Origin of the sequence: Streptomyces sp. NBC_01237, assembly GCF_035917275.1 — a bacterium.
GTDB lineage: Bacteria > Actinomycetota > Actinomycetes > Streptomycetales > Streptomycetaceae > Streptomyces.
Window position 1 is genome coordinate 3,936,862 of sequence record NZ_CP108508.1, and the last position, 13,889, is coordinate 3,950,750.

Here is a 13,889-nt window from a genome sequence, read left to right on the forward strand (position 1 = left end):
GGACGGCGCCCCCTCCGGTGTCGGAGGGGGCGCCGTACGGAATGCGTGTGCGTGAATGCGTGGTGCCGTGCGTCGTGCGTCGTGCGTCGTGCGTCGTGCCGGAGGCTCAGCGCTTGGCGTGACGGCCGCGTCCGCCCGAGGACGGGCTCCCGCCCGCCGACGGACCGCCGTCGCCGTCCTGCTGACGGGCGGCCTTCTTCGACTTGCTGCGGGCGCGCAGGAACTCGATCACGATCGGCACCACCGAGATCAGGACGATCAGGATGAGGATCAGCTCGATGTGCGCGTGCACGAAGTCGATCTTGCCGAGCATGGCGCCGAGCAGCGTGACGCCGACACCCCAGAGGATGCCGCCGATGATGTTGTACGTGATGAACGAGCGGTAGTTCATCCGGCTCACACCGGCGATGATCGGCGTGAAGGTCCGCACGATGGGCACGAAGCGGGCCAGGACCAGCGACTTCGGACCGTACTTCTCGAAGAAGTCGTGGGCCTTCTCCACGTTCTCCTGTTTGAAGAGGCGGGAGTCGGGGCGCCTGAAGAGGGACGGGCCCACCTTGCGGCCGAAGAGATAGCCGACCTGGTCGCCGATGATCGCCGCCAGCGCCACCAGGGTGCAGACCAGCCAGAGCGGGTACTTCAGATCGCCCGTGGTCACCAGCAGACCCGTGGTGAACAGCAGGGAGTCGCCCGGCAGGAAGAAGCCGATCAGCAGTCCGGACTCGGCGAAGACGATGAGAAGAAGGCCGGGAAGTCCGAAGGTGTTGAGCAGATAGTCCGGGTCCAGCCAGCTCGGGCCGAGCGCAAGCGTATTCAAGGGTCCGGGCTCCAGGATCGTTCGATGGCGGCTGCGTGGCCGCCCCAAGCTATCAACGCCCGGACCCCGCTCCGGGTTCCAGTAGCGGCCGCGGAAATGCGCGCTGTACGAACCGGGGCAAAGCTGTCCTCAGGAGGTGCCAACCCATGGGCATTGAGGATTACGGCGGCGGACAGACGGCCAAGGCCGACGTCCTGGTCGTCACGACGAATGACGTACCCGGCCACCAGGTCACCCAGGTGATCGGCGAGGTGTTCGGGCTGACCGTGCGCTCCCGCCACCTCGGCAGTCAGATCGGCGCCGGGCTGAAGTCGATGATCGGCGGCGAGCTGAAGGGGCTGACCAAGACCCTGGTCGAGACCCGCAACCAGGCGATGGAGCGGCTCGTCGATCAGGCGAAGGCGCGCGGCGCGAACGCGGTGCTGATGATGCGGTTCGATGTCTCCGAGGCGGCCGACGTGGGCACCGAGGTGTGCGCGTACGGCACGGCGGCGGTGATCAGCAAGACCTAGCCGGTCGGGGCGACGTTCCGGGGGCGGCGGGCGCCGGGGCGGCGGGCGCCGAGCGCCGGGGCGGCGTGTGCGGGGAGTTCATCCCGTTTCCGTACACGCGCCGGCTTCGGCGATATGAGGCTTATACGCCGTTATGGTGACCCGGTGACCCCCGATTCCGCCGCCCCCGCACTCCCCGCGCCCACCACCGCCCGGCGGCTGCTGCCGGTCGTTCTGCCCGCGCTGGTCGTGGGCGTGGTCTCCGCGCTCGTCCTGCTCGGCGTCAGCCTCCTCGCGGAGCAGCTCCAGGACGTGCTCTGGGAGACCCTTCCCGACGCGCTCGGCGTCGGCCGGTACTCCTCGCTGTGGATGATCGTGATGCTCACCGCGACCGGCCTCGCGGTCGGCCTGGTCGTGCACACCGTGCACGGCCACGGCGGGCCCGACCCGGCCACCACCGGCCTGGTCGACGCCCCCATGACGCCCGGCGTCGTCCCCGGACTGCTCCTGGTGACCATGCTGGCCCTGGCGGGCGGGGTGAGCCTGGGGCCGGAGAACCCGATCACCGCCGCCAACATCGCGCTCGCCTTCTGGCTCGGCCGCCGCGCCGCGCCCGGAGCGCCGGCCGAGCTGTGGGTCGCGCTCGCCGCGGCCGGCACCATCGGCGCCCTGTTCGGCACCCCGGTCGCCGCGGCCCTGATCCTCTCCGAGACCCTCGCCGCGCGCCCCGGCCCGGGAGCGCTCTGGGACAAGCTCTTCGCCCCGCTCGCGGCGGGCGCGGCCGGGGCGCTGACCATGACGCTGATCGACCACCCGAGCTTCGACCTGTCGCTGCCGGACTTCGCGCATCCGGGGTGGGGCGACCTGCTCGCCTCCCTGGTGATCGCCTCGGCGGGAGCACTGCTCGGTCTGGTGGCGGTGTACGCCTTCCCCGTGACGCACCGGGCGTTCAGGGCCCTGAGGCATCCGGTCCTCGCGCTGACCGCGGGCGGGCTGGTGCTGGGGCTGCTGGGTGCGCTGGGCGGGCACCTCACCCTCTTCAAGGGGCTCGAAGAGGTGAAGGAGCTCGCCGAGGACCCGGACGGGTGGTCGGCCGGGGGTTTCGCGGTGATGGCGGTGGTGAAGATGGCCGCCCTGGTGATCGCGGCGACCTGCGGCTTCCGTGGCGGCCGCATCTTCCCGGCCGTCTTCGTGGGGGTGGCGCTCGGATTCTGCGCCCATGCGCTGGTCGACGCGGTGCCGCCCGCCCTCGCGGTGTCCTGTGCGGTGCTGGGCGTCCTGCTCGCGATCACCCGGCAGGGCTGGCTGAGCCTGTTCACGGCGGCGGTGCTCGTCAGCGACATGGCCGTACTGCCGCTGCTCTGCGTGGCCACGCTGCCCGCCTGGCTGCTGGTGACCGGGCGGCCCCAGATGCAGCTGCACGAGGACGGCACACCGCTGCGGTGAGGGGCGCCCCCACGAAGACGGCGCCCTTCGCGGGTGCTGACGGGCCCGGTGTCCGGCGCGCCGGTTGTGCGCGATGTCCGTATCGTCGCCTTCGTAACGTTACGTCTGGCTTCATCGCCGACGGTTCGACGGAGGTCTCCGCATGCCCACGCCCCTCCACGCCGCCGCCCACGGGTCCGGCCGGGCCATCACGTCCGGCCCCGCCGCCGAGAACTGAGAAGGGTGCGACACCATGGCGCTCCACCGAGGTGCCCATCCGCACCAGGACGAACCCACCGAGGAGCGGCGCAGGCTCGCCCTCAACCCGTTCTTCGGCGAGGCCGACCCGGCGGCGGGGATGGAGTCCGCGCCGCCCCGGCACCGGCTGCCGGACGGGCCGCTGCCGCCCTCGACGGCGTACCGGCTCGTCCATGACGAGCTGATGCTCGACGGCAACTCCCGTCTCAACCTGGCCACGTTCGTCACCACCTGGATGGAGCCCCAGGCCGGGGTGCTGATGGGTGAGTGCCGGGACAAGAACATGATCGACAAGGACGAGTACCCGCGCACCGCCGAGCTGGAACGGCGCTGTGTGGCGATGCTCGCCGATCTGTGGAACGCCCCCGATCCGGCGGCGGCCGTGGGGTGTTCGACCACCGGGTCGAGCGAGGCGTGCATGCTGGCCGGGCTGGCGCTGAAACGGCGCTGGGCGAACCGGAACGCCGACCGCTACCCGGCCACCGCGCGGCCCAATCTGGTGATGGGCATCAATGTGCAGGTCTGCTGGGAGAAGTTCTGCACGTTCTGGGAGGTCGAGGCGCGGCAGGTACCGATGGAGGGCGGCCGCTTCCATCTGGACCCGCAGGCCGCGGCGGAGCTGTGCGACGAGAACACCATCGGGGTCGTCGGCATCCTCGGCTCCACGTTCGACGGCTCCTACGAGCCGATCGCGGAGCTGTGCGCGGCACTGGACGACCTCCAGGAGCGTACGGGGCTCGACATCCCGGTCCATGTGGACGGGGCGTCCGGGGCGATGGTGGCGCCGTTCCTGGACGAGGACGTGGTGTGGGACTTCCGGCTCCCCCGGGTGTCGTCCATCAACACGTCCGGGCACAAGTACGGGCTCGTCTACCCCGGGGTCGGCTGGGCGCTGTGGCGTTCGGCCGCCGAGCTGCCGGAGGAGCTGGTCTTCCGGGTCAACTATCTGGGCGGCGACATGCCGACCTTCGCGCTGAACTTCTCCCGGCCGGGTGCGCAGGTGGTGGCGCAGTACTACACGTTCCTGCGGCTGGGCCGGGAGGGCTACCGGGCCGTCCAGCAGGCGTCGAGGGATGTCGCGGGCGGCCTCGCCCGCGCGATCGAGGACCTGGGGGACTTCCAGCTCCTGACCCGGGGGGACGAGCTGCCGGTGTTCGCCTTCACGACGACGCCGGAGGTCGGTGCGTACGACGTGTTCGACGTGTCGCGGCGGCTGCGGGAGCACGGGTGGCTGGTGCCCGCGTACACGTTCCCCGCCAACCGGCAGGATCTGTCGGTGCTGCGGGTGGTCTGCCGCAACGGGTTCTCGGCGGATCTGGGGGAGCTGCTGGTGGAGGATCTGCGCGTGCTGCTGCCGGAACTGCGTGCACAGCGGCACCCGTTGAGCCATGACCGGCCGGTGCCCACGTCGTTCCATCACTGAGGAGCGCGTCAGGCGGCCCGGCCGGGCGGGGGGCCGGCGCCCGTCCGGCGTCCGGGCTCCGGTGCCCGGCCGCCGGACGCGGTGCCGATCAGCGGTTCAGCCGGCTGAACCTCCGTACCGCCAGCGGGAAGAACACCGCGACCAGTGCCACCGGCCAGAGCACCGCCAGGAGTTCGGCGTGGCTGGCCGCCCAGGAGTCGGCCGCACCGCCCGGATTGCCGAACAGGTCGCGTACCGCCGTGGCCGTCGCCGACATGGGGTTCCACTCGACCACCGCGCCCAGCCACCCCGGCATCGACTCCGGCGTCGCGAAGACATTGGAGAGGAAGCCCACCGGCCAGACGAGGATCTGCACCGCCTGCACCATCTCCGGCCGGCCCGCCACCATCGCCAGCTGGATCCCGACCCACAGCATCGCGAACCTCAGCAGGAGCAGCAGCCCCACCGCCCCCAGGGCCGCGCCGAGTCCGTTGTGCCAGCGCCAGCCGACCGCGTAGCCGACGCCGATCATCACGGCCAGGGCCGCCACCGACTGGAGCATGTCCGCGACACTCCGGCCGACCAGCACGGCACCCGAGACCATCGGCATCGAGCGGAACCGGTCGATGACCCCCTTGCCCAGGTCCTGGGTGACCGCGAGCATCGTCGCCTCCAGGCCGAAGGCCATGGTGAGGGCGAGCATGCCGGGCACCAGGAACTCGGTGTTGTCGCCCTCGACGCCCCGGCCGCCGCCGACCAGGTAGTTGAACATCAGGAGCAGCATCACCGGGAAGACCAGGCCCACCACCACCTGGACCGGCTGCCGCGCCCAGTGCGCCAGTTCGCGCCGGGTCATCGTCCATGAGTCGGCCAGGGCCCAGCCGAGCCCGGCGAGACCCGACCGGCCCGCGCCCGGGGGTTTCCCGCCGGACGAGCCCGTAGCCGAGGAGCCCGTACCCGAGGACGGCCCGCCGGCCGAATCCGCCGTGCTGATCGCCGCCGCGCTCATGCCGCCACCTCCGTGCGGTCCGCGCTCCTGCCGGTGAGGGACAGGAACACCTCGTCCAGGGTCGGGCGGCGCACCGCGATGTCCTCCGCCTCGATGCCCGCCTCCTCCAGTGCCCGTACGGTCCGGGTCAGCGTCGCCATCCGGTCCGGGGCCGGGGCGCTGAGCAGCCGCCGGTCCTCGTCGACGCGCAGGTCCGTGCCGCCCAGGAGCACCGCCGCCTCCCCCAGCCGGGACGCGTCGCGCAGGGTCACGTCGATCCGGTCGCCGCCGACCAGCGCCTTCAGTCCGTCGGCGGTTCCCTCCGCCGCCACCCGGCCGTGGTCGATCACCGAGATCCGGTCGGCCAGCTGGTCCGCCTCCTCCAGATACTGCGTGGTCAGCAGGACCGTGGTGCCGCCGCCGACCAGGGAACGGACGGCCTCCCACACCTCGGCCCGGCCGCGCGGGTCCAGGCCCGTCGTCGGTTCGTCCAGGAACAGCACCTCCGGGTCGGTGATCAGCGAGGCGGCCAGATCGAGCCGTCGACGCATGCCTCCGCTGTACTGCCTGACGGCCTTGCGCCCGGTGCCCGCCAGCCCGAAGCGCTCCAGGAGTTCGTCGGCTCGGGCGCCCGCCCGGCGCGCACCCAGGTGGTACAGCCGGCCGAACATCTCCAGGTTCTGCCGGCCGCCCAGCTCCTCGTCCACCGCCGCGTGCTGCCCGAGCAGGCCGATCCTGCGCCGCACCTCCCCGGCCCGTTCGCGGACGTCGAGGCCCGCCACCTCCACGCGGCCCTCGTCGTGCCGCAGGAGCGTCGACATGATGCGTACGGCGGTGGTCTTGCCCGCCCCGTTGGGGCCGAGCACCCCGTGCACGGTGCCCCTGCCGACCGTGAGGTCCAGGCCGTCCAGGGCGTGCTTGTCCCCGTACCGCTTGCGTACGCCTTCCACGACGATCGCGTCGGTCAAAATCCCTCCACCCTTTTAGTCAAACTTGACTAGATGGGCAAAGGTAACCGGCCGAGGGTCATTCGTCAAACTTGATTAGTGGTCGTCCCCCGGATCGGGGGCCCCTGTCGCGTACGGGTTCTCCTCGCCCTCCGCGAGGACCCCGACGAACGGTTCACCCTCACCCGAGAAGGTGTACGCCCCGCCCTCGATCCGCTCGATCAGCCCCCGGGTCCACTCCGCCCCCGCGTCCGCCGAGTGCACCCACAGGTTCATGAGCTCGCCGATGTGCCCGAGCGACTCGGGGCCTTCCGCGGGGGTGTAGTACTCCGTGACCGAGGCGCGCCACGCCTCGATGGCCGCGATCCGCTCCTGGAGCAACGCGACCGCCTCGCCCCGCTCCAGGTCGACGATGAAGCCGACGGCCGCCGAGAGCACGTCCATCTTCTGGTCGTACGAGGTGATGGCCGCGCGCAGCAGGGAGCGGTACTCCCGGACGCCCTCGTCGGTGATCTCGTACTCCGTGCGGGGCGGGCCGCCCGCCGTGGACGGAGCGGTCTCGTGCGCGAGCAGCAGCCCTTGCTTCGCCATCTGCTTCAGGGCGTGATAGATCGACCCCGGCTTGGCGTTGGACCACTCGTGCGCGCCCCAGTACTCCAGGTCGTTGCGGACCTGGTAGCCGTGCGCGCGACCGTGCTGCCGTACGGCGCCGAGGACGAGCAGCCGGATCGCGGACATCCCACCCGCCCTTCCTTCGTATTCAACTTTGACTACAGGACAGCCCTCAGCGTATCCCGCGTCGGGGCACAGAAAGGCGGGGCAGGCAAGGTCGGGGCAGAAGGAAGGCATAAGGAGGGCGGCGCGAAGGGCGGTGGCGCGAAGAGGGGAAGCGTCAGAGCGGGAAGACCGTCCGCCCGTGCTGGATCGACATCCACTTCTGCGTGGTGAACGCCTCCACCACCGCCTCGCCGTTCAGCCGCCCGGTCCCGGACATCTTCTCGCCGCCGAAGGCGACCAGCGGGTCGTCCTGCACGGTGGAGTCGTTGACGTGGAACATCCCGCTGACGATGCGCTGCGCGAACCGCACCCCGCGTTCGGCGTCGGCGGTGTGCACGGCGCCGCTCAGTCCGTACGGGCTGCTGTTGACCAGCCGTACGGCCTCCTCCTCGCCGTCGAACGTCATCAGCAGCGCCACCGGGCCGAAGATCTCCTGCGCCAGCAGCGGCGAGTCGTCCGCGAGGCCGGTCAGCACGGTCGGCTCCACGACATTGCCGCGGATACGGCCCCGTACGAGCGCGGTCGCCCCGCCCGCGACCGCCTCCTCGACCATCGCGGCCAGCGCGTCGGCCTGGAAGGTGTTGATGACCGGGCCGATCCGGGTCTCCGGGTCGCGCGGGTCACCGGCCTTGAGCGCCGCCACCTCGGCGGTGAACCGCCCGGTGAACTCCGCTGCCACCCGGCGGTCCACCAGGATGCGGTTGGCGGCCATGCTGACCTGCCCCTGGTACAGGAAGCGGCTGAACACGGCCGCCTGGACGGCGTACTCCACATCCGCGTCCTCCAGCACCACCAGCGCGCTGTTGCCGCTCAGTTCCAGGATGGTCCGCTTGAAGAGCCCGGCGGCGGTGGCGGCCACATGCCGGCCCGTCCGGTCGGAGCCGGTGAAGGAGATCACCTTGGGCACGGGGTGCGTGATGAACGCGTCGCCTATCTCGGCGCTGTCGGTGACCACGACATTGAGCAGCCCGGCCGGCAGTCCGGCGTCCTCGAAGATCCGGGCGATCAGCGCTCCGCCGACGATCGGGGCGTTCTGATGGGGTTTCACGACGACCGCGTTGCCGAGCGCCAGCGCGGGTGCGACCGACTTCATGGTCACCAGGAAAGGGAAGTTGAAGGCGCTGATCACACCGATGACCCCGATGGGCAGCCGGTAGAGGCGGTTCTCCTTGCCGTCCGTCACCGACGGCAGCAGCCGCCCGGTGGGACGCAGGGCCTGCCGGATCGCCTCGCTCAGGAATTCCCGGCCGCTGCGGACCTCGTACTCCGCCCTGATCCGGGTGCCGCCCAGTTCGTCGATGATCGCCTCGACGATTTCCTCGGTGCGTTCCTCGGTGATGCGCAGCGCGCGTTCGAGGACGGCTCGGCGCTCGTACGGATTGGTGGCGGCCCACTGCTGCTGGGCGCGTTCGGCGGCGCGGTAGGCCCGGTCGACCTCCAGCGCCGTGGCGACGGTGATGGAACCGAGTTTCTCACCGTTGTAGGGATTGAAATCGATGATGTCCCACGAGCCGCTTCCGGTCAGCCACTCGCCGTCGATGTACTGGTGGGCCAAGGCGTGGAAGTAGGACATGCAATCCCTTACTGCAGGCGTTCGCAGACTCCTGATGCGACGTCATCGTACTGACAAATCATGTCAGTTGGAGGAGTCCACGAAGGAGATCCCGGCTCTCTTCCGGTCCCGGACTGTCGTCGTGCAGCCGCACCATGGCCTTTTCGTACTGTGCGACCTCCTCCGGCTTGTCCACATAGAGCGCGCTCGTCAGCTGCTCCAAATAGACAATGTCCGACAGATCGGATTCCGGAAAACGCAGCATCGTAAAGGAACCGCTCTCGCCCGCATGCCCGCCAAAACTGAAGGGCATCACTTGAAGAGTGATGTTCGGCTGCTCCGACATTTCGATCAGATGCCGCAATTGTGCGCGCATCACCTCGCGTTCGCCGTACGGACGGCGCAGCGCCGCCTCGTCGAGCACCGCGTGGAAACGCGGCGCGCGCTCGGAGACGAGGGCTTTCTGGCGCTCCAGCCGCAGCGCGACCCGCCGGTCGACCTCGGCGGCGGGTGCGCCGCGCATGCCCCGGGAGACGACCGCATGGGCATAGGCCTCGGTCTGCAGCAGACCGTGGACGAACTGGACCTCATAGATACGGATGAGCGAGGCCGCCCCCTCCAGACCGACATATGTCTGGAACCAGCCGGGCAGCACGTCTCCGTAACTGTGCCACCACCCCGCCACGTTGGCCTCCCGGGCCAGACCGAGAAGGGAGTCACGCTCCGCCTCGTCCGCGACACCGTAGAGCGTGAGCAGGTCCTCGACGTCCCTGGCCTTGAAGCTCACCCGTCCCAACTCCATGCGGCTGATCTTCGATTCGGAGGCCCGGATGGAGTAGCCGGCCGCCTCACGGGTGATGCCGCGCGACTCACGCAGGCGTCTGAGCTGAGAGCCCAGCAGGATGCGCCGCACCACAGATCCACTCGACTCGCCTGCCGACACTGGTCCGACCCTCCCCATCGCTTACCGGGCACCGAGGTCCCCCCGAACCCCGGTGCCGGATTCTGCCACCAAAACGCTTCAGCCCGTACTCATTCGATTACGGAAATGAGAAGCCGTCCTGAAAGCTCCGAAACTACCTGACGGAAGAAATACGGCAGAACCGGCACGCTATCGGGCAGGTCCGGCGCGTGCACGTGCATCTGCCCTTGCATCTGCCCTGCGCATTCGGAACCATGGTCCTCGCGCACCTGCGTGCTCGTGTTGTGCCGCTGTACCCCCCGCAGTACCGCTACAGGCAGTGCCGCTACAGCCGCGAATCCCGGGAGTGCCTCGTATGGGGACGAATGGATCGACGATGCTCGAGCCGTTACGGCAGGGGCTTCCCCCCACCGACCCCTCGGCGGTCGCCGGATCGGCATCCTGCATGCTGCCCGCCTGCTACGAGGCGGTGAGCGGGGCACGGAAGTTCACCAGAACGACGCTCAGCCAGTGGGAACTGACCGACCGTTTCGACGATGTCGCACTCGTCGTGTCCGAACTCGTCACCAACGCGCTGCGCCACGCGCTGCCCGCCGACACCCCCCGGGACCCCCAGGAACCGCCGGTGCGGCTGCATTTGATGCGCTGGACCTCGCGTCTGGTGTGCGCCGTACGGGACCCCAGTCAGGCGAGCCCGGTGGCGGGCGAGGCGGCGGACTCCGCCGAGTCGGGCCGTGGCCTGTTCCTGGTGGAGTCCTTCAGCGACAGCTGGGGCTGGCACCCCGCCCCCGCACCGATGGGCGAGAGCCCGTCCGGCGCGCTGTACGGCAAGGTGGTCTGGGCGCTCTTCCGGCTCGCGGACAACGAGCTGACGGACAACGCGAAGCCGCAGGAACCCGCGGTCAGTTACGCGGAGTAGCGCACAGTCACCGACGGGGCGGACAGGGGCGGCCAGGAGCGGCGGTCAGCGGCGCGGCATGCCCTGATGCCGTGCCCGCCGCGCCGTCCGCGCGGGCGGCCCCGGACGTGCGGACGTATCAGCCGCCGGACGCCAGATGGTCGAACTCCCCGTCCTTGACGCCCAGCAGCAGCGCCTCGATCTCGGCCGGCGTATAGACCAGGGCGGGCCCGTCGGGGTGGCGCGAGTTCCGCATCGCCACATTCCCTCCGGGCAGTTTCGCGAACTCCACGCAGGACCCCTGGGAGTTGCTGTGTCTGCTCTTCTGCCAGACGACTCCGCGAAGCTCTGTGGCCGCCATGCCGTTGTACACGTGGTGCACAGGACGCTCCCCGAGTTGCAAGGTGCAAGTGTCAACTAGCTCGGATCATAGCTGTGTTCATATGCCAATGCATGAGCAGATGCACGTGCACGCGGGGTGTTCCTTTGATTACAGCTTTTCTTCTCCTTCGCGCGTCCCGGAAGAGAGACGAACGGCACGCCTATTCCGCTCCCGCTTAACGGAGTTGATCCTGCGGGCCCTGGTAGCTTGGCGCGGTCTTTCGACCATGAATCAGCAAGGGGGAACTTTACGTGGACAGGTTCGTACGCACCGGCGCCGTCGTCGCCGCCGGTCTTCTCGCCACGATCGCACTGACCGGCTGCGGCGGTGACAGTGACAGCGGCGGTGACAGCGACCCGGGCAAGGGTGCCGGTTCGGGTGCCGCGCAGAGCGAGAAGCCCGGCGGCGGCAGTGAGGACACCGGCTCCGGCGGCACGGACGCCGCCGCGCTGGAGGGCACCTGGGCGGGACTGACCGACGGCAAGGCCGTCGCCCTCTCCATCGCCTCCGGCAAGGTCGCGCTCGTCGCCGACCAGGCCGTCTGCCAGGGCGAGGTGAAGGACATGGGCGAGGTGATGCTCGCGCTGAAGTGCACCGACGGCACGAAGGACCGCACCATGGGGTCCATCGAGTCCAATGACGGCAAGACCGTCGTCGTCTCGTGGGAGGGCGGGGCCAAGGACACCCTGGCCAAGACCGAGCCGGGCAAGCTGCCGACCGGGCTGCCGGGCATGCCCACCCCCTGACGGACGGGCTCAGTCGGCGCGCGGGGCGATGTCCGCGCGTCTGCTGCCGCCCCGGTAGTCCAACGCCTGCGAGAACTCCTCCAGTGCTTCGAGGAGCAGCGTCGCGCCCTTGCGCACGACGGGGTCGGGGGCGGGGTCGGCCGCGGTGGCCGGTACGTCCCAGCGCGCCACCTCCTCGGCGACCGGCTGCCAGTCCGGGACCCTTCTCTCCCGTACCGCCTTCGCGCCCCTCTCCGTCGCCCGGCGCAGTGCGTCGGCCAGTTCGGCCGCGCCGGGCACGGAAGCGGACGAGGCCGCCGGGAGATGGGCCTCCAGCAGCATGGCGGACCGGCCGAGCTGGGAGAGCGCGTGCTGGGCGTCGGCGGCGGCCGCCCGGGAGATGCCCCGGTGGCGTACGGGTTCGTGCTGGGCGGTCGCCAGCGCCTCCTGCCAGGCGACCCGCGCCTCCCGGGTGGCGAGCAGGGCGGCCCGCACGTCCTCGTGGCTCGTGGCCGTGGGATCGGCGTACTGCTCGATGACCGTGGCCGCGTACCGCCCGTCCGAGATCAGCCAGTCGGCCAGCCGGTTGCGCAGCCGCGGGGTCTCCCAGGCCGGGTAGAGGGCGTACGAGATCATCGCGAGCAGTCCGCCCACGAGGGTCAGCACCACGCGTTCGGTGACGGTCTGGGACAGCTCGTCACCCGCCATCCCGAGCAGGAAGACGACGTAGGCGGAGACACAGACCTGGCCGACCGCGTAACCGGTGCCCATCAGCAGGTACATCAGCCAGGCGCAGAACACCGCGAGGATCGCGGAGAGCGTCGCGTCCGGGTGCGCGGCCTGCACGATGCCGGTGGCGACCCCGACACCGACGAGGGTGCCGCCGAAGCGGGCCACGGAGCGCGAGTACGTCTGCGAGAACTCCGGCCGCATCACCATGACGGCGGCCATCGGCGCCCAGTAGCCGTGGCCGAACGGCAGCGCGGTGCCGAGGAGGAATCCGGCGGCGGCCACCACGGAGACCCGGATCGCGTGCCGCAGGATCGGGGAGCCGTGGTGCAGTTCCCGGCGCATCGCCTTGAGGATCACCGGAATCAGCCGCAGGAGAGTGGGACGGGTCCGGCCGTCCGTGGCCGAGGGGGCGAGGTCGGCCGGGTGGACGGGGGCGGCCGGGTGATCCGGGTCGGGCTCGTGGGCCGGGTCGGGCTCGTGGGCCGGGTCGGGCCGGTGACGCGGGTCGGGCTGCCGGTGCCGTCCGGCGTGATCGGCCCGGTCCGTCGGTTCGCGGGTGCCGGTGCCCTCGGCGATCTCGATGACGTCGGCGAGCAGCGCGTCGAGCCGGTCGGCCGCGCGGCGGGCCGGTCCGACGAGGATCACCTCGTTGTCGGGGGTCCTCAGGACTCCCAGGTCGGTCGGGGCGAGGTGGACGGGGTCCCCGCTCCGTACCGCGCGGGCGGCCGCGTCGAGTACGGAACCGGCGGCGCCCAGCAGCTCGCGCACCCAGACCCGTTCCAGCCCTTCCGCGGGCACCCCCAGCGCGGGGTCGGCCAGTGAGGCCAGCACGGGGCGCAGCCGCTCGGCGATGCCCCGGGCGCCGTGCAGGTCGGCGGGGCGGCGGCGGGCCTCGCGGGGGGTGACGGCGGCGGCGCTGCGGGCGGTCATCAGGGGCAGCGGGTCGAACGGGGCGACCGGGTCGTCGCGCAGCCTGCGGGCGTAGTCGGCCTCGGCGGCCAGCGCGTCGGCGAGCGCGTCGCGCTGGGCGCCCCATCGGCGTACCGGGAACAGCACGATCAACGCCGCCTGGACCACCCCGCCGACCGCGATCATCCCGGCGTGCGCGGCGGCGTCCACGACCGAGGTGGGCAGGGTGACCGTCACCAGCATGATCGCGACGTTGGACGCGGCGATGATGCCGCCCGTCGGGCCCGCGGCCCAGGCCATCCCGGCGACGAACGTCCAGACGGCGAGCAGACACATGAACACGACGGTGTGGGAGCCGGTGAGATAGCCCAGGAACGTCGACACGGCGAGGCTGGCGCCGGACACCAGGGCGAGCACGGGGCGCGGGCGCCAGCTGCGCTGGAAGGTGGCGATGGCCGCCTGGAACGCGCCGAACGCGGAGCTGGCGGCGATCGCCGGCCCGAACAGCGAGAGGCTGACTCCGACGACGAGGGCGAGACCGGCCGCGCCGCGGAGGGCGATGAGGGGTTCCAGCCTGCGCCGCTCGATCGTCAGGCCCGCGCGGGCGGTCTCCTTCAGCGCCCGGAGCCAACTCATGGCCCGAGCCTAGCCGGGATCTTGGACA

13 protein-coding genes are annotated in these 13,889 nt (G+C 70.8%); 5 read left to right on the top strand and 8 right to left on the bottom strand.

Annotated features, from left to right (window positions below; genetic code table 11):
- Positions 1 to 106 precede the first annotated feature (106 nt).
- Positions 107 to 817, bottom strand: coding sequence for a DedA family protein (locus OG251_RS17420; RefSeq protein WP_326678051.1), 711 nt, complete (start codon positions 815 to 817; stop codon positions 107 to 109).
- A gap of 146 nt (positions 818 to 963) precedes the next feature.
- On the opposite strand from OG251_RS17420, the gene OG251_RS17425 reads away from it, so the two are divergent.
- The 3 genes from OG251_RS17425 (at position 964) to OG251_RS17435 (ending at position 4,414) form a co-directional block, all read left to right on the top strand.
- Positions 964 to 1,329, top strand: coding sequence for a YbjQ family protein (locus tag OG251_RS17425; protein WP_326678052.1), 366 nt, complete (start codon positions 964 to 966; stop codon positions 1,327 to 1,329).
- Positions 1,330 to 1,473: 144 nt separating this feature from the next.
- On the top strand, positions 1,474 to 2,754 hold the full coding sequence (locus OG251_RS17430) for an ion channel protein (RefSeq protein WP_326678053.1): 1,281 nt from the start codon (positions 1,474 to 1,476) through the stop codon (positions 2,752 to 2,754).
- Between the two features lie 232 nt (positions 2,755 to 2,986).
- The gene (locus OG251_RS17435) at positions 2,987 to 4,414 is read left to right on the top strand and encodes a glutamate decarboxylase (RefSeq protein ID WP_326678054.1); all 1,428 of its coding nucleotides are present in this window, start codon (positions 2,987 to 2,989) and stop codon (positions 4,412 to 4,414) included.
- An 88-nt stretch (positions 4,415 to 4,502) separates the two neighbouring features.
- Here OG251_RS17435 and OG251_RS17440 read toward each other — a convergent pair whose 3' ends face one another.
- The 5 genes from OG251_RS17440 to OG251_RS17460 form a co-directional block, all read right to left on the bottom strand.
- Positions 4,503 to 5,249, bottom strand: a complete 747-nt coding sequence (locus OG251_RS17440; RefSeq protein ID WP_326681299.1) for an ABC transporter permease — start codon at positions 5,247 to 5,249, stop codon at positions 4,503 to 4,505.
- Positions 5,250 to 5,398: 149 nt separating this feature from the next.
- Positions 5,399 to 6,349 (bottom strand): ATP-binding cassette domain-containing protein, encoded by a 951-nt coding sequence (locus tag OG251_RS17445; protein ID WP_326678055.1) that lies wholly within the window; start codon positions 6,347 to 6,349, stop codon positions 5,399 to 5,401.
- A gap of 75 nt (positions 6,350 to 6,424) precedes the next feature.
- Complete coding sequence (locus tag OG251_RS17450; RefSeq protein ID WP_326678056.1) at positions 6,425 to 7,066, bottom strand: PadR family transcriptional regulator; 642 nt, start codon at positions 7,064 to 7,066, stop codon at positions 6,425 to 6,427.
- Positions 7,067 to 7,220: 154 nt separating this feature from the next.
- Positions 7,221 to 8,678, bottom strand: coding sequence for an aldehyde dehydrogenase family protein (locus tag OG251_RS17455; RefSeq protein ID WP_326678057.1), 1,458 nt, complete (start codon positions 8,676 to 8,678; stop codon positions 7,221 to 7,223).
- Positions 8,679 to 8,736: 58 nt separating this feature from the next.
- Positions 8,737 to 9,618, bottom strand: coding sequence for a helix-turn-helix domain-containing protein (locus OG251_RS17460; protein ID WP_326678058.1), 882 nt, complete (start codon positions 9,616 to 9,618; stop codon positions 8,737 to 8,739).
- A gap of 337 nt (positions 9,619 to 9,955) precedes the next feature.
- Here OG251_RS17460 and OG251_RS17465 point away from each other — a divergent pair, with 337 nt between their 5' ends.
- The gene (locus OG251_RS17465; RefSeq protein WP_326678059.1) at positions 9,956 to 10,498 is read left to right on the top strand and encodes an ATP-binding protein; all 543 of its coding nucleotides are present in this window, start codon (positions 9,956 to 9,958) and stop codon (positions 10,496 to 10,498) included.
- 118 nt (positions 10,499 to 10,616) lie between these two features.
- Here the strand turns inward: OG251_RS17465 and OG251_RS17470 are convergent, their stop codons facing one another.
- A complete protein-coding gene (locus tag OG251_RS17470; RefSeq protein ID WP_073719577.1) occupies positions 10,617 to 10,859 on the bottom strand; it encodes a DUF397 domain-containing protein in 243 nt (80 codons plus the stop codon).
- A 251-nt stretch (positions 10,860 to 11,110) separates the two neighbouring features.
- Here OG251_RS17470 and OG251_RS17475 point away from each other — a divergent pair, with 251 nt between their 5' ends.
- Positions 11,111 to 11,605, top strand: a complete 495-nt coding sequence (locus OG251_RS17475; protein ID WP_326678060.1) for a hypothetical protein — start codon at positions 11,111 to 11,113, stop codon at positions 11,603 to 11,605.
- A gap of 9 nt (positions 11,606 to 11,614) precedes the next feature.
- Here the strand turns inward: OG251_RS17475 and OG251_RS17480 are convergent, their stop codons facing one another.
- Positions 11,615 to 13,861 (bottom strand): FUSC family protein, encoded by a 2,247-nt coding sequence (locus OG251_RS17480; protein ID WP_326678061.1) that lies wholly within the window; start codon positions 13,859 to 13,861, stop codon positions 11,615 to 11,617.
- Positions 13,862 to 13,889: the final 28 nt, after the last annotated feature.

Excerpts from the sequence above, each read along its gene's own strand:
- OG251_RS17440 (WP_326681299.1), bottom strand. The coding sequence starts at position 5,249 with ATGACCCGGCGCGAACTGGCGCACTGGGCGCGGCAGCCGGTCCAGGTG.
- OG251_RS17450 (WP_326678056.1), bottom strand. The coding sequence starts at position 7,066 with ATGTCCGCGATCCGGCTGCTCGTCCTCGGCGCCGTACGGCAGCACGGT.
- OG251_RS17425 (WP_326678052.1), top strand. The coding sequence starts at position 964 with ATGGGCATTGAGGATTACGGCGGCGGACAGACGGCCAAGGCCGACGTC.
- OG251_RS17465 (WP_326678059.1), top strand. The coding sequence starts at position 9,956 with ATGCTCGAGCCGTTACGGCAGGGGCTTCCCCCCACCGACCCCTCGGCG.
- OG251_RS17455 (WP_326678057.1), bottom strand. The coding sequence starts at position 8,678 with ATGTCCTACTTCCACGCCTTGGCCCACCAGTACATCGACGGCGAGTGG.
- OG251_RS17480 (WP_326678061.1), bottom strand. The coding sequence starts at position 13,861 with ATGAGTTGGCTCCGGGCGCTGAAGGAGACCGCCCGCGCGGGCCTGACG.
- OG251_RS17435 (WP_326678054.1), top strand. The coding sequence starts at position 2,987 with ATGGCGCTCCACCGAGGTGCCCATCCGCACCAGGACGAACCCACCGAG.
- OG251_RS17460 (WP_326678058.1), bottom strand. The coding sequence starts at position 9,618 with ATGGGGAGGGTCGGACCAGTGTCGGCAGGCGAGTCGAGTGGATCTGTG.